The following is a 20,869-nucleotide window of genomic DNA, read 5'->3' on the forward strand; positions in this document are numbered from 1 at the left end:
CTCCAATGACGCGAATGTTGCCCTTGTATGACGCTTCCGTGACGAAGCCCAAAGGGCCGGTCCGGGGCGCGCGCCTCAGCCGTCGGCGGGCAGGAACAGCATGAAACAGCTGCCTTTTCCGGGCTCCGACTCGATATCCAGGCTGCCCCGGTGCCGGTTGACGATATGCTTCACGATGGCGAGGCCGAGCCCGGTGCCGCCGAGCTCCCGGGAGCGGGCGGCATCGACCCGGTAGAAGCGCTCGGTCAGGCGCGGGATATGCTCCTTGGCGATGCCTTCGCCCTGGTCGGTGACGCTCAGCGAGATCATCGCCTTGGGCGAGCGGATGCCCTGCAGCTTTTCCCGGCAGGCGACCGGATCCTCGATCCGCTCGAAGCGCACCCGGACCTCGCCGCCCTCCGGGCTGTATTTGATCGCGTTATCGACCAGGTTCTGGATCGCCTGGGTGAGCTCGTCGGAATCGCCGGGGATGGTCGGCATCTCGGCCAGGCCGGGAAAGGCGATCTTGATCTGGCGCTGCTCGGCCTTGAGGGAGAGGCTGTCCCGCACCGTTTTCAGGATGTTGCCGAGATCGGCCCGGCCCGAAGGCGGCTGGTGCTCGTTCATCTCGATGCGTGAGAGCGACAGCAGCTCGGAGACCAGCCGGTTCATGCGCTCGGCCTCGCCGCGCATGATGCCGAGGAAGCGCTGCCGCGCCAGCGGGTCGTCCCGCGCCGGCCCCATCAGCGTCTCGATGAAGCCGAGCAGTGCCGCGATCGGGGTCTTCAGCTCATGGCTGACATTGGCGACGAAGTCGCGCCGCAAGGTGAGCGCCCGTTCGGCCGCGGTGGTGTCCTCCAGCAGCACCATCACCGAAGCCCCGGCCAGCGCCGGGCGGATCGCCTGCAGCCGCGCCACCAGCCGGCGCTGGCCGCTGCGGCCCTGGTTCTCGGGCAGATCGACCGGCTCGACCGGCCGGCCGGCCTCGCAGGCCTCGACCGCGTCCACCAGCGGCGGGTGGCGCAGGAAGGCCAAGAGGTTGCGTCCGGTGATGGTACCGCCGAACAGCTTGCCGGCGGCGGCATTGGCGGCCACCACCTGGCGGTTATGGTCCAGGGCGAAGAGCGGCGCCGGGATCGAGTCCAGCATGCGGCCGAGCGATTCGATGGCGGCGCCGTTGACCAGAACATCGGTCCCGGCAACCGGGGCCGGGCCCTCGGCCTTGCGGCCGCCCTGGGCACCGATCGAGGATAGAATCAGCTTCGGCAAACGCATGAGAACCCACATAATGTCCGCTGTATGCAGGGAAGCACGCCCGGGCGATTCGAGCGGCAACCAAGTTAGCGGAATTCCATTGGTCGAGGGGAGGATGTCATGAAAACTTCGCAGAATCACAAGGTCCGGCTGCTGCTCGCCGCGAGCGTCGCCAGCCTGATGGCGTTCACGGCGCCCGCCGTCCTCGCCGAGGACGCCGCGCCGACCACCACCCAAACCTATAAGCCCTGGGCCGGCGCCGCCGGCCAGCAGATGAAGAGCATGATCGCGGAATTGAAGACCAAGATCGCCGCGGCCGAGCAGTCGCAGGCGGCATCGCCCGACTTTCTCGAAGATTTGAAGGCCACGGTCTCGAAATACGAGGCGATGCAGAACTCCGGCGGCGCCGCGGCGCCGGCCACCAAGATCTTCTTCGACGATTTCAGCGACGGCGACTTCACCAGCAACCCGACCTGGAAAGTCAGCGCCGGCACCTGGGCGATCGACCAGGGCGGCACCAACAAGGGGCTGGTCAGCAAGGTGCGGCCGCAGAAGGTCAATCTCAACAACGTGCTCGGCGCGCTGCTCTCGAACCAGCAAGGCACCGCGCAGAACCAGTTCGCCTCGATCTACACGCCGGTCAAGATCCCGAATGCCTTCAGCCTCAAAGTGACCTTGACCTCGAAGGACAAGCAGGGCGGGCTCAACCTCGGCGCCTATCAGGGGGCCTCGGGCTCGACGCTTTACCGCATGGTCTACCAGCCGGGTGCCGCACCCGGCATCGCGATCCAGAAGGTGACCGCGCAAGGTGCGACCACGCTCGGCGGCTTGAACAGCGTCGTCAATCTGGAGGACGGCAAGCCGCATACCCTGCTGTTCACCCGCGACGCCGCCGGCAAGATGGCAGTGAAGCTTGACGACAAGGAAGTCGCGACCGCGACCGACACCTCGATCAAGGGCGACATGGCCGGCCTGCTGTTCATCAACTCCGGCGGCGCCTATTACCTCCGCGACGTTACCGTGATGTCCAACTGACGATCAAACTATGTAACCCGCCCCCGTCTTAGGGGGCGGGTTCGCATGATCGTCATGGTCGGCGAGGGCCGACCATCCGCGAGTTTCTATTTAGCGACGGATGCAAATTCAGTTGGTCGCCTGCTGCGCAATCTTCTCCTTCAGCTCCCGGTATTCCTCGCAGTCGCCGCAGGCCTGCTGCAGGACTGCGAGCCGCTCTTCCGCCTTCTCCGGCTGCTTCAGTTCCAGATAGAGCTCGCCCAGATATTCATTGGCGCCGAGATGGTCCGGCTGCTGCGCCAGCGCCCGGCCGTAATAGCCGAGCGCCTGATCGGGGTGCCCGGTCTTGCGCAGCGAGAAGCCGATCAGGTTGAGGATATCGGGATCGTTGGGCGTCTCCTGGTCGAGCGCCATCAGCCGCGTCAGTGCCGTCTGATAGTCACCGGTATCGACCTCGGCCTTCACCGCCATGTAGTCCGGGTCGGCGGCATTATCCGGCGTCGGGCTGTCATCCTCGGCGAAGGCCAAGGAGACGACCGGCAGCTCGACGCCGAGCAGCAGCACGCCGGCGATCAGAATGAGGCGAAGACTATCGCGCATGATGAGGTCCTTTCGTGAAATCAGGCGGTGGGATGGTCGTCGAAGCGGATCGGCTTGGCGCTCTCGACCTGGCGCCAGCCGATGCCGTGGTCCTTGGCGGCGGGGTCCCAGGGCAACGGCGCCTTCTTCGGCTGCGCGCCGGGTGCGGGCAGCGGATACATCGCCGAGCGCGCCGAGACATGCAGGACGTTGCCATCGGGATGGGTGATTTCCTGGTGCACATGGCCATAGAAGACGGTGACGTTGCGAAACGGCCGCAGCAGCGCGACGGCCTCGGCGCCGTCCGGCGTGAACCAGTCCCAGTCGCGCTTCAAGTCGAACAGCGGGCGATGTGCCAGCACGACCACCGGAGTCTCCGCGTCCTGCACCTTCAGATCCGCCGCCAGCCAATCGAGTTGCGCCTTGCCGAGCGCGCCCTTGAGGTCGGAAGCATTGTCGAGCGCGACGAAATGAAAGCCTTTGTGGTCGAAGCTCTGGTTGAGCGCGCCGAAGATTTCCTGGAAGGCCGCGCCATGATCGGCGCCGGCATCATGCTCGCCGGCAAGATAGACATGGCGCTTCGTGGTGAGATTGCCGAGCATGGACCTCACCTCGGTCATGCGCTTGCGCCGCTCGGTGGGATCCTTGGTCATATGCGTGAGGTCCCCGGTGAAGACGATGAAATCCGGCTGCGGGCGCGCCGCGTTGATGGCGGAGATCGCATGTTCCAGGCTGGCGCGGCTGTCCGGATTGACCTTGGGGTCGGCGAAGCCCCAATGGAGATCGCTCAGCTGGACGAAATAGAAATCCGGATCGGCGGCACGCGCCCTAAAGCCCGGCAGGCCCGAGGCAAAAGCGATGCCGCCGAAAGCGGCGATGCGCAGCAGATCGCGCCGGCTTGCCAGCAAGCTGACGGACCTGTCCGATTTGGCACTGTTCGACATGGGAAGGAATCCTCCTGGGGTGAGCAACGCCCAGAAGACCGCATGATGCTGCCGGCTATTCCGAAGATTCGCACCCGGGAATAAAATCGCGCGCGCCGGGGTATCAGTTTCTCTCGGCGTCATTTCCGCCAGGTGTTGGGTTGGGCGAACGGCACACAGAACAGGCGCGGCAGCGGCAATCCAGGTTCCACGCGATGGTGCTGCCGCATCTCGACGATGCGGTGAACCTCGCCTGGTGGCTGGCCGGCAACCGCACCGATGCCGAGGACATCGTGCAGGAGGCGGTGTTGCGGGCCTTCAAGTATTTCGACCGTTTCTCCGGCGAGAAGGCGCGGCCCTGGCTGCTCCAGATCGTGCGCAACACCACCGCGAGCTGGATGTTGAAGAACCGGCCGCGCCACCTGACCCTGGTCGGCGATCCCGCGGAAGCGGAGTCCGATCATGTGGAAGCAGCGGTGCCCTCGCCCGAGCAGCAATCGGAGCGGCGCGAATTGAAGAGCGAGATCGATCGCGCGGTCGCCGCCTTGCCGCCGGACTTCCGCGAGGCCATCCTGCTGCGGGAGATCCAGGAGCTCTCCTATAAGGAGATCGCCGCCGTGCTCGAAGTTCCGATCGGCACCGTCATGTCGCGGATCGCCCGCGGTCGCAAGCTGCTGCAGATCCAACTGAAGGAAGCGGTCGGATGAGCGTGTTCGATCCTCTCGGCTACATCATGGACTGCGAATCGCTGCATCTCTATTTCGATGGCGAGCTCGACACCGTCGCGGCGATCGCCTTCGAGAAGCATCTGGAGACCTGCGCGCAATGCCGCGCCGAGCTTGCCGAGTTCCGCGACATTCGCCGCCATCTGCATGCCGAGCTCACCCGCATGCCCGCGGGGGACGGGCTGCAGCAGAAGATCCAGTCCAGCCTCGACACCGTCGCGGAGGAGGAGGCGCCGGTCCGCCGCCGCGGCTGGAGCTGGCAGAAGCTGGCCGTGGCCGCGGCGATGGTGGCGATGGTCTCCAGCGGCACCACTTTCTATCTCGAGCAGCCGAGCGAGGAGAGCCTGTGGCTGCACGGCATCGTGAATGCGCACGAACGTGCCCTCCTGGCCGGGCACAGCATCGACGTCGCCTCGTCCAGCCGGCACACGGTGAAGCCCTGGTTCAGCGGCAAGACCACGATCGCACCCCTGGTCGCGGACTTGAGCGATGTCGGATTCCCGCTGGTCGGTGGCCGTCTCGATGTGCCCCTCGACCGCGCCATGCCGGCGATCGTCTATGGCGCCGGCCCGCATCTGATCAGCCTCTACATGCGCCCGGCCGATGGCGAGAGCGCGCCGCGCCTGGCGAAGCTCGACGGATTCTCGGTGCTTAGCTGGCGACGGAGCGGCTTTGCCTTCACCGCGGTCAGCGATGCCGACGGCGACGAGCTTGCGAAGTTCCAGCAAGCCTTCACCCAGAAATCAGCGGTGATGCAGTGATCTGGACAGGCTTGCGACGCGTCGCCGCAGGCATCTGTGTGAAGATTGTCATCGACTGTGGATTTCTTTGCAATTTCAAGCGCAAAGCCGCTGTTTTGGCCTCGGAATCGGCGCACGAGCGGGATTCCAGTCACTTTTCATTAGGAAAAAATAAACCCGGCTGGGCCGATTGAATGCTCATAACCGGTCGCGCGGGGCGCCGCCGGATCACGACATTCGACGGAGACTCCACCCATGACCCGCCCGGGCTTCAGCCTGAAGTTCATCCACAAGATCCTGCTGGCGACTTCGGCGCTGGTGATCGCGAGCTTCGTGGCCTTCACGGCTTACATCTACAACGACCAGGAAACGCGCACGACGTCGGCCCTCACCGGCCAGCTGAAGTCGGTCGGCTCGACCACGGCGACCAGCATCGCCAACTGGCTGAACGGCCGCGTGCTGATGATCGAGGCGCTGGGCCAGACGCTGGCCAATGACGCCAGCCAGCCGGTGGTCGATCGCACTGTCGCGCAGGCCGTCTTCAAGTCGAACTTCATGTTCACCTATCTCGGCACCGCCGCCGATGGCCATTTCACGATGTCGCCGCCGGACACGCTGCCGGAAGGCTACGATCCGCGCACGCGCCCCTGGTACAAGGACGCTGTCGCGGCCAAGGCCAGCACCCTCACCGAACCTTATGAGGATGCCTCGACCAAGAAGCTGATCATCACCGTCGCGACACCGGTCGCCCGGGACGGCACTGAGATCGGCGTCGTCGGCGGCGACCTCGACATCTCCGCGGTGGTCGAGATGGTTGAGAAGCTCGATCTCAACGGCCTGGGTAAAGCCTTCCTGGTCAGCGAGGATGGCACGGTCATCATGCATCCCGACAAGGCGGCGGTGGACAAAGAGAAAGCCGAGAAGGCGGCCGCCGACAATACGGCGACTGACCAAGAGCCGGCCAAGACAGTATTGGCGGACATCTATCCCGGAGCTGACCTGAAGGTCGGCACCGCGTTCACCGAGGCGACGATCGGTGGCAAGGACCAGATTATCACCTTCCTGCCGATCGAGGGTCTGCCGACGGTCCACTGGTATCTCGGCCTCGCGATCGACAAGGACAAGGCCTATGCCGGCCTCACCGCCTTCCGCAACACCGCGGTGATCGCGACAATCGGCGCCGTGCTCGTGGTCTTGATCCTGCTGGGTCTCGCGATCCGTGCACTGGTCTCGAAGCCGCTGGTCGGCATGACCGAGGCGATGAAGCAGCTCGCAGCAGGCGACATGGCGGTTGAGATACCCGGCGCCGCGCGGCGCGACGAGATCGGCGCCATGTCGGCGGCGGTCAGCGTCTTCAAGGAGAATGCCGTGAAGGTGAAGGCCCTCGCGGCGGAGCAGGAAGAGATGAAGGCCCGCAGCGCGGCCGAGCGCAAGGCCGAGACACTGCGTCTCGCCGAGGATTTCGAGCGCGCGGTGGGCGGCATCGTGAAGGGCGTCGCCGATGCGGCGGGCGCTCTCAAGACCTCCGCGCAGACCATGTCGGCGACCGCGGCGGAGGCGAACCAGCAGACCGCCATGGTCGCCAGCGCCTCCAACGAGACCACCAGCAGCGTGCAGACCGTGTCCGCCGCCGCCGAGGAACTCTCGGCCTCGATCAACGAGATCGCGCGCCAGATCAAGGAATCGAACGATGTCGCGGCGCGGGCGGTCCGGGAGGCGGAGACCACCAACCAGCAGGTCGCCGCACTTGCGACCGCCGCGCAGAAGATCGGCGATGTGGTTCGCCTGATCGAGGAGATCGCATCCCAGACCAATCTCCTAGCGCTGAACGCCACGATCGAGGCGGCGCGCGCCGGCGAGGCGGGCAAGGGCTTCGCGGTGGTTGCTTCCGAAGTGAAGACACTGGCCACCCAGACCAGCCGCGCCACCGAGGAGATCACCAGCCAGATCTCGGCGGTGCAGGCCGCGACCCAGAGCTCGGTGCAGGCGATCGACCGCATCGGCGAGACCATCCGCTCGATCAGCAGCATCTCCGGCTCGATCGCCGCCGCGGTCGAGGAACAGACCGCAGCCACCCGCGAGATCGCTCGCAACGTCGAGCACGCGGCGCAAGGCACCAGTCATGTCACCGAGAACATCCATGCGGTGAGCGAGGCCGCCAGCAAGACCGGCAGCGCGGCGGCCGGATTGCTCGGCTCCGCCGAGGACCTGGCGCGCCAGTCGGATCAGCTCAAGAACGAGCTCGCGCGCTTCGTGGCCGCCGTGCGGGTGGCATAGAAGCGTTCGAGAAGCGTCGCCGTGGTGCTCGCGGCGACGCTTATTTCAGTGCGGAACTCTCAACCCAGGGCACTCGGGAAGTCGTCCCAGCAATAGGCGGTTTCGTCACAGGACCAGCCTTCGGACTCGTCCACCCGCTGGTGCACGGCCCGCGCGCCGATTGCTTCATAGAAGCTGCGGGCCGGGGCATTGGCGCTCAGGACCCAGGTGCCCGCCTGGCGTCGCTCGCGCGCGGCCAGTTCGGCACCGAGCTGCCGGAGCAAGGCGCGGCCAAGCCCCTGCCGCTGGTGGCGCTGCAGCACATAGACTGCGTAGATCTCGGCCTGCCAGGGATAGGCCGGATCGCGCGCCGGGCCGGCCGCGGCGAACCCGGCCGGCGAGCGATCCTCCGCCTCGGCGATGAAGACGATGGGACCTTTCGCGCCGCGTTCCAATCCGGTGCGCCATTGCAGCGAACGCGCCGCCGGGGTCAGCCTTTCGATCACCCATTCCGGCATCAGGCCGGAATAGGTCTCGCGCCAGCCGCGGACATGCAGCCGGCCGAGCGCGTCGCAATCTTCCACCACCGCGGCGCGGATCTGCGCTGCGGCCGGCGCGCTCATCGGCTGAGCGGCGTCGTCGCCAGGGCGGCGAAGGCGGCGGCGGTGACGATCTCGTTGACCGTGGCGCCGGTCTGCACGATCTGCACCGGTTTCTCCAGGCCGACCAGGATCGGGCCGATCGCGGTACCCCCGAGCTCGGCCATCAGCTTGGCGACGATGTTGGCCGAATGCAGTGCCGGCATGATCAGCACATTGGCCGGGCCGCCCAGACGGCAGAAGGGATAGAGCTCCTTCATCAGGCCGTAGTTCAGGGCGACATTGGCCTGCATCTCGCCGTCATACTCGAAGTCGACTTTCCGGTCGTCGAGGACATGCACCGCCTCGCGGATACGCTCGGCCTTTTCCCGCGGCGGATGGCCGAAATTGGAGAAGGAGAGCAGGGCGACCCGCGGCTCGTGGCCGAGATGCCGCGCGATCGAGGCGCACTGCACGGCGAAATCGGCGAGCTGGTCCGGCGTCGGCAATTCATGCACCGAAGTATCCGCGATCAGCACGGTGCGGCCGCGCGCGATCAGGATCGAGACCGCCATCAGCGTCTGGCCCTCGCGGGCGTCGAACACCTTGGTCGCATCGTCGAGGCAGACGTAGAAGCTGCGGGTGACGCCGGTGACCATGGCATCGGCATGGCCCTCGGCCACCATGCAGGCGGCAAAGATGTTCCGGTCCTGGTTCACCATGCGCTGGGCGTCGCGCGCAAGGATGCCCTGGCGCTGCAGCCGGTTATAGAGGCGGTCGGAATAAAGTTTGTTGTGCGGCGAGACCCGCGCGTTGACCACCTCGAGATTGGCCGCATCGGCGAGGCTCGATTGCTTGATGGTTTCCTCGATGCGCTCGGTCCGGCCGACCAGGACCGGCGTGCCGTAGCCCGCGGCGCGGAAAGCGATCGCGGCGCGGATCACCTTCTCCTCCTCGCCTTCGGCGAAGACCACGCGCTTCGGGTTGTGCTGCACCCGGTCGAAGATGAGATGGAGCGATCCGGCGCTCGGATCGAGCCGGCCCTTGAGGCTCGCGACATAAGTCTCCATGTCGATGATCGGCCGGCGCGCGACGCCGCTGTCCATCGCCGCTCTCGCGACCGCCGGCGGCACATGCGAGATCAGGCGCGGGTCGAACGGCACCGGGATGATGTATTCCGGGCCGAAGCGCAGCCGCCGTCCGGAATAGGCGGCATCGACCTCGTCCGGCACGTCCTGGCGCGCCAGCTCCGCCAGCGCGCGGGCCGCGGCGATCTTCATGGTCTCGTTAATGGTCGAGGCACGGACGTCGAGCGCGCCGCGGAAGATATAGGGGAAGCCGAGGACGTTGTTCACCTGGTTCGGATAGTCGCTGCGGCCGGTGGCGACGATCGCATCGTCGCGCACGGACTTGACCTCCTCCGGCGTGATCTCGGGGTCGGGATTGGCCATCGCGAAGATGATCGGCTTCGCTGCCATCGCGCGCACCATCTCCGGCGTCACCGCGTCCTTCACCGACAGGCCGACGAAGGCATCGGCGCCGTTCAGCGCCTCGGCGAGCGTACGCTTCTCGGTCGGGGTGGCATGCGCCGACTTCCACTGGTTCATGCCTTCGGTGCGGCCGGTATAGATGACGCCCTTGGTGTCGCAGAGGATCACGTGGTCGCTCGGCATCCCCATGGCCTTGACCAGCTCAGCGCAGGCGATGGCGGCGGCACCCGCGCCATTGATGACGACCTTGGTCGTCTTCATGTCGCGGCCGGTCAGGTGCATGGCGTTGATCAGGCCGGCGGCGGTAATGATCGCAGTGCCGTGCTGGTCGTCGTGAAACACCGGAATGTTCATCAGCTCCCGGAGCTGCTGCTCGATGATGAAGCATTCCGGCGCCTTGATGTCCTCGAGATTGATGCCGCCGAAGGATGGCGCCAAATACCGAACGGAGTTCACGAAGGCATCGACATCCTTGGTGTCGACCTCGAGGTCGATCGAATCGATGTCGGCGAAACGCTTGAAGAGCACGGACTTGCCCTCCATCACCGGCTTCGAGGCGAGCGCGCCGAGATCCCCCAGGCCCAGCACCGCGGTGCCGTTGGAGATCACCGCCACCAGGTTGCCCTTCGAGGTGTAGTCATAGGCGGTGTTCGCGTCCTTGGCGATGCGCAGGCAAGGCCAGGCGACGCCGGGTGAATAGGCGAGGCTGAGATCGCGTTGCGTGGTGAGCGGCTTGGTGGCGATGATCTCGATCTTCCCGGGGCGCCCCTGCATGTGGAAGCTGAGGGCGTCTTCCTCGGTGAAGGTCGGCTTGATCGCGGTCATCGGGGCCATGTCCTGACAGTGGTGGCGCCGCCGGTCTTCGCCGGCTGGCGCGCGTCGGGCAATAGTGCATCATCCCCGCCGCCGAACCAAGCGGATGGGCATAAGCGGCTGTATACAATCGCTAAATGGCGCCAGGCACCGCCGGATCGAGATAGGAATCCCAAAGGTCCAGGAAGATGGTGTTCTTCCCGCCGCCCGGGCCCCACAGGGCTTCGCCCGCAAAAGCCACCGTGTAGAGATGCTGCGGGCAAGGCCCGTCGCCCCGGGCATTGCTGTCGGCGAAGCTGAAGACGCCACGCTCGGCATGGACGGTGCCGGGCTTGCCGCGGGCATAGCGCGGCAGCCGGGTGTGCCCGGCCGGGTTGATGTTGCGGGCAACGACGCGGTCGCCGGCGGCGAAGCGGGCGACGATGCCGTCCGACGGCATGCGGGTCGATCCGCCGGCTGCGATCATCTGCAAGGCTTCGTCCGGGCGCAGCGGCGCGGGCAGCGCGGGGAGGCCGCGCTGTTGCAGCAAGGCGCTGTAGGAGCGAAACCAGAGCTCGTAGTAGCTCGCCCGCAGATAGGCCGCGGGCGGCACCCGCTCGATCTCCTGGCGGAAATGGTCATCGCTCAGCGAGAGCGCATTGGCGATCCCGAAGGAGAGGCCGAACATCCGGCGCTCCCATTCGGCGTGGAACACCGGCTCATCGGCCTCGCGCGTGATCGGGCCGAACCCATCCATCCCGCCCATGTCGTGGATGCTGTTCACAGCAAAGCCGTCCCGATCATGCCGTCGCGGGTGACCAGAGCCGCGAGCTCGGGCTCGCTCCTGGCTTCCATGGATGCGGGCCGCATCGGCAACACCATGTAGCGGAGCTCCGCGGTGCTGTCCCAGACCCGCACTTCGGTTTCCGCGGCGAGCGTCACGCCAAACTCCTGCAGCACGCCGCGCGGATCCTTCACCACGCGGGACCGGTAGGGCGCCGATTTGTACCAGACCGGCGGCAGGCCGAGCACCGGCCAGGGATAGCAGGAGCAGAGCGTGCAGACGATCACGTTGTGGATCCCGGGCGTGTTCTCGACCACGACCATGTTCTCGCCCTGCGCACCGCGATAGCCGAGCTCGGCGATCGCCGCGGTCGCATCCTGCATCAGGCGCTGCTTGTAGGCGGGGTCGGTCCAGGCCCGCGCCACGACGCGGGCCCCGTTGCGCGGGCCAATCGCGGTCTCGTAGGTCTCGATGATCCGGTCCAGGGTCGCGCGCTCGATCACGCCCTTCTCAATCATCAGGTCTTCCAGCGCCTTGACTCGCAACGCGACGTCCGGAAGCGCGCTGCCTTGATGCGCGTGGTCGTGCCCGTGATCCTGGCCTTGCGGATGCTTGGCGCTCATGGCGCCGAGTTTAGCCGATTGTCAGCACCACGCGACCGACAATCTTGCCCCGCCGCATGCGGTTCAGCACGGCATTGGCCGCGCTCAGCGGCGCGGTCTCGATCTTGGCCGTGACCTCGCCCCGCAGCGCAAAGGCGACTGCCTCGTCGAGATCGAGCCTTGTGCCGACGCTGGAGCCGCGCACCGAAAGCTCGCGGCCGGAGATCTGCGCGATCGAGGCGCGGAGCTCATCGGCCTTACCGCCGGGCAGGCCGAGGAACACCACGGTGCCGCCGGCCCGCAGCATGCCGATCGACTGCTCGAAGGCCTGGGTCGCGACCGCGGCCACCACCGCGCCGTGCACGCCGCCGATGCCCTTGCGGATTGCCGAGACCGGATTCTCCTCGCGGGCATTGACCAGGAACTCGGCGCCGAGCTTCTTCGCCAGCGCCAGCTTCTTTGGGTCGATATCGACCGCGGCGACGCGCAGGCCCATGGCGACCGCATATTGCACGGCCACATGCCCGAGCCCGCCGACGCCGACCACGGCGACCCATTGGCCCGGTCGCGCGTTGGTGCGTTTGAGGCCGCGATAGGTGGTGACGCCGGCGCACAAGATCGGCGCGATGGCGACCAGGTCGGCGCGCTTGGGCAGGCGCGCCACGAAATCGGCGCGCGCCACCATGTATTCCGCATAGCCGCCCGCCTTGGAATAGCCGGTGGCCTGGCCGGTGCGGCAGACCGTCTCCATGCCGGAGAGGCAAGCCTCGCAATGGCCGCAGGCGCTCCACATCCAGGGCACGCCGACCGGATCGCCCTTGCGGAAACCGGTCACGCCGGCGCCGAGTGCCGCGACATGGCCGGTGACTTCATGGCCGGGGATGAGCGGCAGCACCGGGCCGGGATTCCAGTCGCCGTCGATCGCATGGAGATCGCTGTGACAGACCCCGCAGGCCACGACCTTGATCAGGATCTCGCCCGGGCCCGGCTCCGGAATCGGCAGGCGCTCGATCTTCAGCCTGGTCTTCAGCTTGCGCAGAACCGCGGCGCGCATCTTGGTCGGTGCTTTCGTACTCATACTCAGGTCCCGTTCTGTCTTGCCCGGATCAGGCCGATGATGCGCTGCTTCACGCCGGCGATCTCGCGTTCCTGCAGCGCCTTTCCCCTCCCTGCAACCGGAGGTTCATCAGCGCCGGTATCCAGACTGCCGACAATGGCGGCCTTGTTCAAGACATGGAGCAGGTCGCGCATGTCGCGATAAGGAAAGAGAAGACGCTCCGTCACCAGGAAGTCGCGCAGCCGGTCGAGAAAGTCTGGAGCCAGGCCCGCGCGATGCCGCCGCCGCCGCCGCGCGTCCATCGAGAAGCCCAACCCGCGGGACGAGAGGCGCGTCAGGTACTCGGGCATCGCCAGGTTGAAGATCTCGACCGGTTTCCCGGTCACGCAGGCATCGGCAATCATCGAAGCGCTATCGCAAGTGACCAGGAACCGGTCGGCCAGCGCCAGGATTGCCGGATAGGGATTGGGCTGGGGCGGCGGCCAGCCGAACACGCGGTGCGCCCGGCCATCAGAAGCGTCGCCGGACAGCCCGAGCTCCAGGATCTCGCGCACCGGGTTGGGTGTGCGCGGTCCATAGGCGATCAGCAGCGAGCCCCCGAGCACACGGCGCAGCTCGGTCATCCGGCGCAACAGGCGCGATCCATCCGCGGCGTCGAACGGGATCGGCGAGGCCGGGCCGCCGACCAGCACGCCGAGCCAGGGCCGCGGCAGGTCCTGGAGCTGCTTCTCCCAGGCCGCGAGCGACGCGGCCTCGCGCAGCGGATCGGCGCGCACGATCGGCAGGGTCAGCGAGATCATGTTGGCGGTCGGCGCCACGCCGTATTGCGCGGTTTCGAGGATGAGGTCGATCGCCTTCGGTTTGGTCGCGAGCCGGCCGAGCTGTACATGCACGAGCCGGCCGCCGCTCACTTCCTTCAGCCACTGGGCGACGATGCAGGGGGTGCGGCCGCAGGCGATCACCACATCGGGCCAGGGCGGCGTCATGTCGGAAGCGGCGAGGACCTCGAGGGCGGGGCGTTGCCCCCAGAATTGCTTGCCGGCCTGGCGCAGCGCCGGCGACACGGTCTTGATTTCCGCCTGCCAGCCCGAGTCGGCCGTGGCCAGGCTTTCGCCCAGAGCCAGGACCTGCGCATTGTCGCCGGGCGACTTGCCCTGCAGCAGCCAAAGGCGCAGCGCAGGCTTGGACTCCCGCGCCGAGTCCGCCTTGGAATCCGGGGCGCCGCCCGCAGCTTCTCCCGCGCCGGGCGAGTCCTGCATACCGTCCTGTCCTAACCCCGTCCCCCGGGGCGACTATGGCCGAGGCGCGCCCGCGGAACAACCGGGCCGAAGGATGGACCGGGCGCCCCGCGGAATGCTAATCGGATTGGTATGAACGACCAGGCGCCGCAGCTGGAATCGCCGCCCCCTGTGGATAAATCCGCAGGCGAAAAGAACGCCGTCACGCCGATGATGGCGCAATACCTCGCGGCCAAGCGCGCGCATCCGGATTGCCTGCTGTTCTACCGGATGGGCGATTTCTACGAGCTGTTCTTCGAGGATGCGGTGAAGGCCGCGGCGGCGCTCGACATCGCGCTCACCAAGCGCGGCAAGCATGACGGCGACGATATCCCGATGTGCGGCGTGCCGGTCCATGCCCACGATGCCTATCTCGCCAAGCTGGTGCGCCAGGGCTTCAAGGTCGGGGTCTGCGAGCAGATCGAGGACCCGGCCGAGGCGAAGAAGCGCGGCGCGAAATCGGTGGTGAAGCGCGCGGTCGTCCGCATCGTGACGCCCGGCACCCTGACCGAAGACGAGCTGCTGGAAGCGCGCGCCCACAATTATCTCGTGGCGCTCGCCGACGCGGCCGGCGGACTCGGCCTCGCCTGGGTCGACATCTCGACCGGCGGCTTCTTCGTCCAGGCGATCGAGAAGGCGGCACTCCCCGCGGCGCTGGCGCGGCTCGACCCCAACGAGATCCTGCTGCCGGATCGGCTGCTGGCGACCCCCGATCTCTTCGAGGTGTTCGGCGACTGGCGCCGGCAGTTGTCGCCGCTGCCGGGGAGCCGCTTCGACTCTGAGAATGCGCGGCTGCGGCTTGAGCGATTCCTGGGCGCGGCCACGCTCGACGCCTTCGGCGCCTTCAGCCGCGCCGAGGTCGCCGCCGCCGGCGCCATCCTCGACTATGTCGAGCTGACCCAGCAGGGCAAGATGCCGCGCCTCGCGGCGCTGAAGCGGATTTCCGCGACCGCCATTCTCGAGATCGACGCCGCGACCCGGCGCAATCTCGAGCTCACCCGCACGCTCTCCGGCGAGCGCGCGGGCTCGCTGCTCGCCACCATCGACCGCACGGTGACCGGTGCCGGCGCGCGGCTCTTAAGCGAGTTCCTGACCGCGCCCTTGACCGATCCCGCCGCCATCGCCGAGCGCCAGGACCTGGTGCAATTCCTGCTGGGCGACGACGGGTTGCGCGAGGCCTTGCGCGAGGCGCTCCGCCAGGCGCCGGATCTCGAACGCGCGCTCTCGCGCCTCACCGCCGGCCGCGGCGGCCCGCGCGATCTCGCCGCGATCCGCGACGGCCTGCAACAGGCGGCCGCCCTGCGCGCCGTCATCGCCGCGCCGCGCAACCCACCGCCCAAGCTGCTGAAAGCCGCGGAAGTCGGACTCGGCCATCATGCCGAGCTGGTCGATCGCCTTTCCCGCGCGCTCAAGGCCGAGCTGCCGTTCCTCTCCCGCGAGGGCGGCTTCATCGCGCCCGGCTATGCGCCGGAGCTGGACGAGCTCCTGAAGCTGCGCGACGGCTCGCGGCAGCTGGTGCTGGAACTGGAAGCGCGGCTGAAGACCGAGAGCGGCATCCCGAGTCTCAAGATCCGCCACAACAACGTCATCGGCTATTATATCGAGGCGACTCCCGTCCACGCCGACAAGCTCAAAGTCGATCCCAAATTCGTGCTGCGGCAGAGCATGGCCAATGCCATGCGCTTCTCGACCGGAGAGCTGGCCGAGCTCGAGCAGAAGATCGTCCATGCCGCCGACCGGGCGCTGGCGCTGGAACTGCGTCTGTTCGCCGATCTAACCGCCGAGGTGATCGCCCGCGGCGCGCCGATCGCCGAAGCGGCCGCGGCCCTGGCGCTGATCGATGTCGGCGCCGCGCTGGCGGCGCTGGCCCGCGACGAGGATTGGGTGCGGCCGAAATGCGACGACAGCCGCATCTTCGAGATCGAAGGCGGCCGTCATCCGGTGGTCGAGGCGGCATTGCGGCGCCAGAATGCCGGCGCCTTCGTCGCCAACGATTGCGATCTTTCGCCGGAGCGCCGGCTCTGGCTGGTGACCGGCCCCAACATGGCCGGCAAGTCCACCTTCCTGCGCCAGAACGCGGTCATCGCGGTGCTGGCGCAGATCGGGGCCTATGTGCCGGCGAAGTCGGCGCGGATCGGCGTGGTCGATCGGCTGTTCAGCAGGGTCGGCGCCGCGGATGACCTCGCCCGCGGCCGCTCGACCTTCATGGTCGAGATGGTGGAAACCGCCGCAATCCTGAACCAGGCCGGCCAGCGCGCCCTGGTCATCCTCGACGAGATCGGCCGCGGCACCGCGACCTTCGACGGCCTCTCGATCGCCTGGGCCTGCCTCGAGCATCTCCACGAGGTTAACCGCTGCCGCACGCTGTTCGCGACGCATTACCATGAACTGACCAGCCTCGCCGCGCGCTTGTCGGCGCTGAAGCCCTACACGATGAAGGTCATGGAATGGCAGGGCGAGGTGAAGTTCCTGCATGAGATCGCGGCGGGCGCCGCCGACCGCTCCTACGGCATCCACGTCGCACAACTGGCCGGCCTGCCCCAGGCCGCGATCCAGCGCGCCGAGGAAGTGCTGAAGACCCTGGAACAGGGCGAGCAGGCCAGTGCGCTCACCCGTCTCGCCGACGACCTGCCGCTCTTCGCCGTCGCCGCGGCGCCGGAACCCACCAAGCTCTCCGAGCCGAGCGCCGCCGAAGCGGAGCTGCGGCTGATCAATCCCGACGAGCTTTCGCCGAAAGAAGCGCTGGAGCTGCTCTACAAGCTGCGCGGTCTGGTCGGCTTGAAATGAGCACGAAGGATTGGGCGCTGGAGATGGCGCTCTACAGCCAGTGGCAGAACCAGAAGCTCTATGGAATCTGCGATGGGCTCAGCGACGCGGACCGCAAGCTGGACCGCGGCCTCTTCTTCGGCTCGATCCACCGCACGCTCGACCATATCCTGATGGTCGATCGCGTGCTCTGGGACTTCACCTTGAGCGGCACGCCACCGCGCGACTGGGATCCCAACCGCAAGATCACCGACGACTATGAGACTTTGCGCGGGGAGCGCGCCGCCTTCGACGCCATGCTGCTCGAGAAGATCCGGCTGCAGCCGAAGACCTGGCTCGACGAGACGGTGAGCTACCACCACCCGCGCCTGGGGAGAGAGCGCAGCCACCCGCGCCAGTTCACCTTGATGCAGCTCTTCAACCATGGGACCCACCATCGATCACAGGTGACTTCGGCGCTGCATGCGATGGGCATCGACTACGGCAACACCGACCTGCCGTATAATCCGCTGTCGCAGTACTGAGATTGTTACGGCGTCTTGATTTTGATCGTGAGCTTTCTCGCGACGATCCCGCCCGCATGACCGAGATAAAGTGAATCGAGAGGCTGCGGCGAAGCTTCCCGTCGAGACTTCAATTTGAGATCGGAACCCAAGCTCTGAATAGCAAGTGAGATGAGCGTCGCGCCCATTGCGATGGCTTCGGTTCGATGACCCAGGAACCAATTCTGGTCGAACGCGATGTATAGATCCGCGGCTTTCTGATCGCATTGCCCCAAGGATACCTCCATGGATGCGACCAGCTCGCCACGAACCTCCACCGTCGCAAACCAAAAATAGCCAGGCGCGCAGTCTGAGACGACGATGGCGAAGTTGGGGTTCCGAAAAAGCTGGCCATAGTCGCTGACACGGTCATACGCTTTGAAGGATACAGCGAGACGGAGTGCCCCGGCGGCATCCAAAGCAGATTTCTCGCTACAGCTTTGATCTGCGGTGGATTGGATGGGAATCGACCTGAGCCGTTCCTCGATATGGCGCTTGAGGAACGAGCCCTCGAGATCGCTCAGGGGCTCTGCCTGAAAGATCACTTTGAGGATCTCGATATCGATGTCCTGCGTCGTCTCGCAGACAAGAGGAAGATGAGCCTCCGGGGTTACCAGGCGGACCATGGGCTCGTTGGAGAGCTCGGTGCTGCCACACCCCGCGAGCGCGACCGCAAAGAGCGCAGAGGCGATGGCGATCTTCACCGTATCAGTCTTTCGCGACCCGCACGATCAGCTTGCCGAAATTCCTGCCCTGCAGCAGGCCGATCAGACCTTCCGGCGCCTGCTCCAGCCCCTCGAGGATGTCTTCGCGATACTTGACCCGGCCCTCGCGGATCCATTGCGCCATGTCGCGATAGAAGTCCGGGCGCTGCTCCTCGTAGTCGAACTGGATGAAGCCCTGGATCTGGAAGCGCTTCGACAGCACCTGGCGCATCACCACCGGCAGGCGGTCCGGCCCGGGAAAGTCGCCGTCGGCGTTGTATTGCGCGATCAGCCCGCAGACCGGAATCCGCGCGAAGTCGTTCAGCAGCGGGAAGACCGCGTCCCAGACCGCGCCGCCGACATTCTCGAAATAGACGTCGATGCCCCGCGGACAGGCCTTGGCGAGCTGCGCGGGGAAGTCGCCGGCGCTGTGATCGAGACAGGCGTCGAAGCCGAGCGCGTCCACCACGAAGTCGCATTTCGCCTTGCCGCCGGCGATGCCGACCGCCCAGGCGCCGCGGATCTTGGCGATCTGGCCGACCGCCGACCCGACCGGCCCGCTGGCCGCCGCCACCACGACCGTCTCGCCCGGCTTGGGCTTGCCGATGTTCCCGAGGCCCACATAGGCGGTGAAGCCCGGCATGCCGAGCACGCCCAAAGCCGTCGTGACCGGCGCATCCTTGGGATCGAGCTTGCGCAGTTCGTCGGCCTTGGCGACCGCGTGACTCTGCCAGCCGGAGTAAGAGAGGACGGTCTCTCCCGGCCTGAAGTCCGGATGCCGGGATTCGAGCACGGTTGCGACGGTCCCGCCTTCCATCTCCTGGCCGAGCGCGGTCGGCGCGGCATAGGACTTCCGGTCGTCCATCCGCCCGCGCATATAGGGATCGAGGGAGAGATAGCGGACCCCGAGCAGGACCTCGCCATCCTGCGGCTGCGGGATCGGCGCTTCCTCGATGCGGAAGTCCGAGGGCTTCGGCAATCCTCTGGGCCGCGCCGCGAGAACGACCCGCCGGTTCTTACTGGCCGACATGATCGCCCAGACTCTGCCGCACCATGTCCTGGAAATACTGTACGCCGTCCTCGTGGCGCGGGCTCAACGGCCCATCGCGGTAGATGCCGGCCTTCAGGTTCTGCTGCACCTCTTCGCAGATGCCGAAGTCTTCGCGCACGATCTGGCAGTTGGTCTCGATCGTGGCGCGGTGCTTCTCCAGCAGGCTCGGGCTGCGGTCGGCGAAGTAGAACTCGTAGCGGAGCTCGGTGCGGTCCTCGGCGGTCGGGATGATCCGCGAGGTGTTCATGCCATCGGGATAAACGGAGAGCGTCATGTTGGGCCAGATCCAGAGCCATAGCCCGCCGTAGATCGAGCCGCCCTTCTGCGGCGCCTTCATGATCACCACGCCCCTCTGATGCGTGGTCTCGAAGCGCGTCATGTCGACCGCCGCGTTCAGGCCCGGGTGGATGCCCGGGATATGATAGCCCTCGACGAAATTGTCGGTATAGGTCTTCCAGTTGCAGTTCATCGCGAACTCGGCCTGGTCCAGCTTGCCGAAAGTCTCGATCGGATAGGGCTCGAGCAAGGCCGGCAGATCGCCCAGAAACTCGACCAGCGGCACCGCGTTGTCGTCCAGGCAGGCGAAGGTGAGGCCGCGCCAGGTCTCGCAGCGCACCGGCATCAGGCCATGGGATTTCTTGTCGAACCAGCCGGCCTCGCCGAAATTCGGCGTCGCCATCAGCCTTCCATCGGTCGCGAAGGTCCAGCCGTGGTAGCGGCAGCGGAGCACGTCGCAATGCCCGTCACCTTCGCTGAGCAAGGGCGCGGCGCGATGCGGGCAGAGATTGTGGAAGGCCTTCAGCGCTCCGCTGCGCTCGCGGATGACGAAGAGGCGATAGCCGGCGACCTGCACCGCCCGAAAGTCGCCCGCCTTCGCGAACTCAGCTTCCGGCCCGATGAACTGCCAGGTCTTGGCGAAGATCGCCTTGCGCTCGGCCTCATAGACCGCCGGATCCCAATACCAGGCCGCGGGCAGGGAGCGCACCGGTGTGGTCGAGAAGCTCTGGACAGGCTGGTTCATGGCGCTCCGTCACTCCCCCAAGGGCGCAAAGGGGCGGGAATGATAGAGGCACTCCAACTTCTCGTCACGCGTTTCCGGGAGGCCTATTCCAGCGGCGGCGCCGGCGGCAGGGTCTCGATCGAGCGGCGGTTGGCGCCGTCGTCGAGATCGACATGCAGCACCCAATGCTGCCAGTCCCGGCGATAGGCGGCCATGTCGGGCACCTTGAAGCGCAAGGTGCTGGTTGTGGTCGAATGGCTGCGCCGGTCCGCCCCGCCGCCGCCGAACAGCGGGAAGCCGAAGCCGACTCCGGTGGAGACGCCGCCGTTGGAGCCGCCCTCGACACCGACGCCGAGACCGGAACCGTAATAGTCATTGCTGTCGGTGTAGGTGCTGCGGTCCCGGTCGATCTGATAGGCCGCGACCGTCCGCCCGTCGGGCTGACGCAGCACCGCCGCCTTGACCGGCAGCGGATCGACGATGGTGGTGGTGATCTGGTCCGGTGTGCCCAGCACGAAATGGCTGGTCACGGATTCGCGCGGCGGCGGCACGGTCTCGCCGGCCCAGCAGCCGGAGAGAAGCAGCGCCGCCAGCGCCGGTGTCAGCAAACGGAACGGATGGGTCAACATGGTGAGATTCTCTCCGCAAACCGCCGGCGGCTACAAGTTGAGTTTAAATCCAGCGATACCGGTCACGCCGAAGTGAGACCTTGGTTTAAACCTCTGCGTGATTCCGCCGCGTGTTTCATCCACCGGA

Annotated in this window: 19 protein-coding genes; 6 read left to right on the top strand and 13 right to left on the bottom strand. The window is 66.5% G+C overall.

Features of this window, described 5'->3' with window-relative positions:
- Positions 1 to 75: 75 nt before the first annotated feature.
- Positions 76 to 1,254, bottom strand: a complete 1,179-nt coding sequence (locus tag ACH2CY_RS03095; protein ID WP_395015813.1) for an ATP-binding protein — start codon at positions 1,252 to 1,254, stop codon at positions 76 to 78.
- Between the two features lie 99 nt (positions 1,255 to 1,353).
- Here ACH2CY_RS03095 and ACH2CY_RS03100 point away from each other — a divergent pair, with 99 nt between their 5' ends.
- Positions 1,354 to 2,268, top strand: a complete 915-nt coding sequence (locus ACH2CY_RS03100) for a hypothetical protein (RefSeq protein WP_395015814.1) — start codon at positions 1,354 to 1,356, stop codon at positions 2,266 to 2,268.
- Positions 2,269 to 2,376: 108 nt separating this feature from the next.
- Here the strand turns inward: ACH2CY_RS03100 and ACH2CY_RS03105 are convergent, their stop codons facing one another.
- Complete coding sequence (locus tag ACH2CY_RS03105) at positions 2,377 to 2,847, bottom strand: tetratricopeptide repeat protein (protein ID WP_395015816.1); 471 nt, start codon at positions 2,845 to 2,847, stop codon at positions 2,377 to 2,379.
- A 20-nt stretch (positions 2,848 to 2,867) separates the two neighbouring features.
- Positions 2,868 to 3,770 (bottom strand): metallophosphoesterase family protein, encoded by a 903-nt coding sequence (locus ACH2CY_RS03110; protein ID WP_395015819.1) that lies wholly within the window; start codon positions 3,768 to 3,770, stop codon positions 2,868 to 2,870.
- 140 nt (positions 3,771 to 3,910) lie between these two features.
- Here ACH2CY_RS03110 and ACH2CY_RS03115 point away from each other — a divergent pair, with 140 nt between their 5' ends.
- From ACH2CY_RS03115 to ACH2CY_RS03125, 3 genes are all read left to right on the top strand, one after another.
- Positions 3,911 to 4,456 (top strand): sigma-70 family RNA polymerase sigma factor, encoded by a 546-nt coding sequence (locus ACH2CY_RS03115; protein WP_395015821.1) that lies wholly within the window; start codon positions 3,911 to 3,913, stop codon positions 4,454 to 4,456.
- Entirely contained in the window at positions 4,453 to 5,235 is a 783-nt protein-coding gene (locus ACH2CY_RS03120; RefSeq protein ID WP_395015823.1) for an anti-sigma factor family protein, read from the top strand. The genes ACH2CY_RS03115 and ACH2CY_RS03120 overlap by 4 nt, the downstream gene beginning before the upstream one ends.
- A 234-nt stretch (positions 5,236 to 5,469) precedes the next feature.
- A complete protein-coding gene (locus ACH2CY_RS03125) occupies positions 5,470 to 7,491 on the top strand; it encodes a methyl-accepting chemotaxis protein (RefSeq protein WP_395015825.1) in 2,022 nt (673 codons plus the stop codon).
- A 59-nt stretch (positions 7,492 to 7,550) separates the two neighbouring features.
- Here ACH2CY_RS03125 and ACH2CY_RS03130 read toward each other — a convergent pair whose 3' ends face one another.
- The 6 genes from ACH2CY_RS03130 to ACH2CY_RS03155 all read right to left on the bottom strand — a co-directional run bounded on the left by ACH2CY_RS03130 (position 7,551) and on the right by ACH2CY_RS03155 (position 14,032).
- Positions 7,551 to 8,093 (bottom strand): GNAT family N-acetyltransferase, encoded by a 543-nt coding sequence (locus ACH2CY_RS03130; protein WP_395015827.1) that lies wholly within the window; start codon positions 8,091 to 8,093, stop codon positions 7,551 to 7,553.
- Complete coding sequence (locus tag ACH2CY_RS03135) at positions 8,090 to 10,363, bottom strand: NADP-dependent malic enzyme (RefSeq protein WP_395015828.1); 2,274 nt, start codon at positions 10,361 to 10,363, stop codon at positions 8,090 to 8,092. Before ACH2CY_RS03135 ends, ACH2CY_RS03130 begins: the two co-directional genes overlap by 4 nt.
- A gap of 121 nt (positions 10,364 to 10,484) precedes the next feature.
- Entirely contained in the window at positions 10,485 to 11,114 is a 630-nt protein-coding gene (locus ACH2CY_RS03140; RefSeq protein WP_395015830.1) for a nitrile hydratase subunit beta, read from the bottom strand.
- Positions 11,111 to 11,737 (bottom strand): nitrile hydratase subunit alpha, encoded by a 627-nt coding sequence (nthA, locus tag ACH2CY_RS03145; protein ID WP_395015832.1) that lies wholly within the window; start codon positions 11,735 to 11,737, stop codon positions 11,111 to 11,113. Before nthA ends, ACH2CY_RS03140 begins: the two co-directional genes overlap by 4 nt.
- A gap of 10 nt (positions 11,738 to 11,747) precedes the next feature.
- Positions 11,748 to 12,794 (bottom strand): zinc-dependent alcohol dehydrogenase, encoded by a 1,047-nt coding sequence (locus tag ACH2CY_RS03150; protein ID WP_395015833.1) that lies wholly within the window; start codon positions 12,792 to 12,794, stop codon positions 11,748 to 11,750.
- 2 nt (positions 12,795 to 12,796) lie between these two features.
- Complete coding sequence (locus tag ACH2CY_RS03155) at positions 12,797 to 14,032, bottom strand: ELM1/GtrOC1 family putative glycosyltransferase (RefSeq protein WP_395015835.1); 1,236 nt, start codon at positions 14,030 to 14,032, stop codon at positions 12,797 to 12,799.
- A 189-nt stretch (positions 14,033 to 14,221) separates the two neighbouring features.
- On the opposite strand from ACH2CY_RS03155, the gene mutS reads away from it, so the two are divergent.
- Both mutS and ACH2CY_RS03165 read left to right on the top strand, forming a co-directional pair.
- Positions 14,222 to 16,837 (top strand): DNA mismatch repair protein MutS, encoded by a 2,616-nt coding sequence (gene mutS, locus ACH2CY_RS03160; protein ID WP_395015897.1) that lies wholly within the window; start codon positions 14,222 to 14,224, stop codon positions 16,835 to 16,837.
- Positions 16,834 to 17,340 carry a DinB family protein gene (locus tag ACH2CY_RS03165; protein ID WP_395015837.1) on the top strand — a complete coding sequence of 169 codons (507 nt, stop codon included), beginning with the start codon at positions 16,834 to 16,836 and terminating at the stop codon, positions 17,338 to 17,340. The genes mutS and ACH2CY_RS03165 overlap by 4 nt, the downstream gene beginning before the upstream one ends.
- A 5-nt stretch (positions 17,341 to 17,345) precedes the next feature.
- Here the strand turns inward: ACH2CY_RS03165 and ACH2CY_RS03170 are convergent, their stop codons facing one another.
- The 4 genes from ACH2CY_RS03170 to ACH2CY_RS03185 all read right to left on the bottom strand — a co-directional run bounded on the left by ACH2CY_RS03170 (position 17,346) and on the right by ACH2CY_RS03185 (position 20,742).
- Positions 17,346 to 18,062: a hypothetical protein gene (locus tag ACH2CY_RS03170; protein ID WP_395015838.1), complete on the bottom strand. Its 717-nt coding sequence runs from the start codon at positions 18,060 to 18,062 to the stop codon at positions 17,346 to 17,348.
- Between the two features lie 4 nt (positions 18,063 to 18,066).
- Entirely contained in the window at positions 18,067 to 19,092 is a 1,026-nt protein-coding gene (locus ACH2CY_RS03175; protein ID WP_395015839.1) for an NADP-dependent oxidoreductase, read from the bottom strand.
- Positions 19,079 to 20,134: an aromatic ring-hydroxylating dioxygenase subunit alpha gene (locus ACH2CY_RS03180; RefSeq protein ID WP_395015842.1), complete on the bottom strand. Its 1,056-nt coding sequence runs from the start codon at positions 20,132 to 20,134 to the stop codon at positions 19,079 to 19,081. Before ACH2CY_RS03180 ends, ACH2CY_RS03175 begins: the two co-directional genes overlap by 14 nt.
- A gap of 83 nt (positions 20,135 to 20,217) precedes the next feature.
- A complete protein-coding gene (locus ACH2CY_RS03185; RefSeq protein ID WP_395015844.1) occupies positions 20,218 to 20,742 on the bottom strand; it encodes a hypothetical protein in 525 nt (174 codons plus the stop codon).
- Positions 20,743 to 20,869: the final 127 nt, after the last annotated feature.

It is taken from the genome of Dongia sp. (assembly GCF_041905885.1).
GTDB lineage: Bacteria > Pseudomonadota > Alphaproteobacteria > Dongiales > Dongiaceae > Dongia.

Excerpts from the sequence above, each read along its gene's own strand:
- ACH2CY_RS03125 (WP_395015825.1), top strand. The coding sequence starts at position 5,470 with ATGACCCGCCCGGGCTTCAGCCTGAAGTTCATCCACAAGATCCTGCTG.
- ACH2CY_RS03110 (WP_395015819.1), bottom strand. The coding sequence starts at position 3,770 with ATGTCGAACAGTGCCAAATCGGACAGGTCCGTCAGCTTGCTGGCAAGC.
- ACH2CY_RS03150 (WP_395015833.1), bottom strand. The coding sequence starts at position 12,794 with ATGAGTACGAAAGCACCGACCAAGATGCGCGCCGCGGTTCTGCGCAAG.
- ACH2CY_RS03165 (WP_395015837.1), top strand. The coding sequence starts at position 16,834 with ATGAGCACGAAGGATTGGGCGCTGGAGATGGCGCTCTACAGCCAGTGG.
- ACH2CY_RS03185 (WP_395015844.1), bottom strand. The coding sequence starts at position 20,742 with ATGTTGACCCATCCGTTCCGTTTGCTGACACCGGCGCTGGCGGCGCTG.
- ACH2CY_RS03155 (WP_395015835.1), bottom strand. The coding sequence starts at position 14,032 with ATGCAGGACTCGCCCGGCGCGGGAGAAGCTGCGGGCGGCGCCCCGGAT.
- ACH2CY_RS03100 (WP_395015814.1), top strand. The coding sequence starts at position 1,354 with ATGAAAACTTCGCAGAATCACAAGGTCCGGCTGCTGCTCGCCGCGAGC.
- ACH2CY_RS03120 (WP_395015823.1), top strand. The coding sequence starts at position 4,453 with ATGAGCGTGTTCGATCCTCTCGGCTACATCATGGACTGCGAATCGCTG.
- ACH2CY_RS03105 (WP_395015816.1), bottom strand. The coding sequence starts at position 2,847 with ATGCGCGATAGTCTTCGCCTCATTCTGATCGCCGGCGTGCTGCTGCTC.
- ACH2CY_RS03095 (WP_395015813.1), bottom strand. The coding sequence starts at position 1,254 with ATGCGTTTGCCGAAGCTGATTCTATCCTCGATCGGTGCCCAGGGCGGC.
- ACH2CY_RS03135 (WP_395015828.1), bottom strand. The coding sequence starts at position 10,363 with ATGACCGCGATCAAGCCGACCTTCACCGAGGAAGACGCCCTCAGCTTC.
- nthA (WP_395015832.1), bottom strand. The coding sequence starts at position 11,737 with ATGAGCGCCAAGCATCCGCAAGGCCAGGATCACGGGCACGACCACGCG.
- ACH2CY_RS03180 (WP_395015842.1), bottom strand. The coding sequence starts at position 20,134 with ATGAACCAGCCTGTCCAGAGCTTCTCGACCACACCGGTGCGCTCCCTG.
- ACH2CY_RS03175 (WP_395015839.1), bottom strand. The coding sequence starts at position 19,092 with ATGTCGGCCAGTAAGAACCGGCGGGTCGTTCTCGCGGCGCGGCCCAGA.
- mutS (WP_395015897.1), top strand. The coding sequence starts at position 14,222 with ATGATGGCGCAATACCTCGCGGCCAAGCGCGCGCATCCGGATTGCCTG.
- ACH2CY_RS03130 (WP_395015827.1), bottom strand. The coding sequence starts at position 8,093 with ATGAGCGCGCCGGCCGCAGCGCAGATCCGCGCCGCGGTGGTGGAAGAT.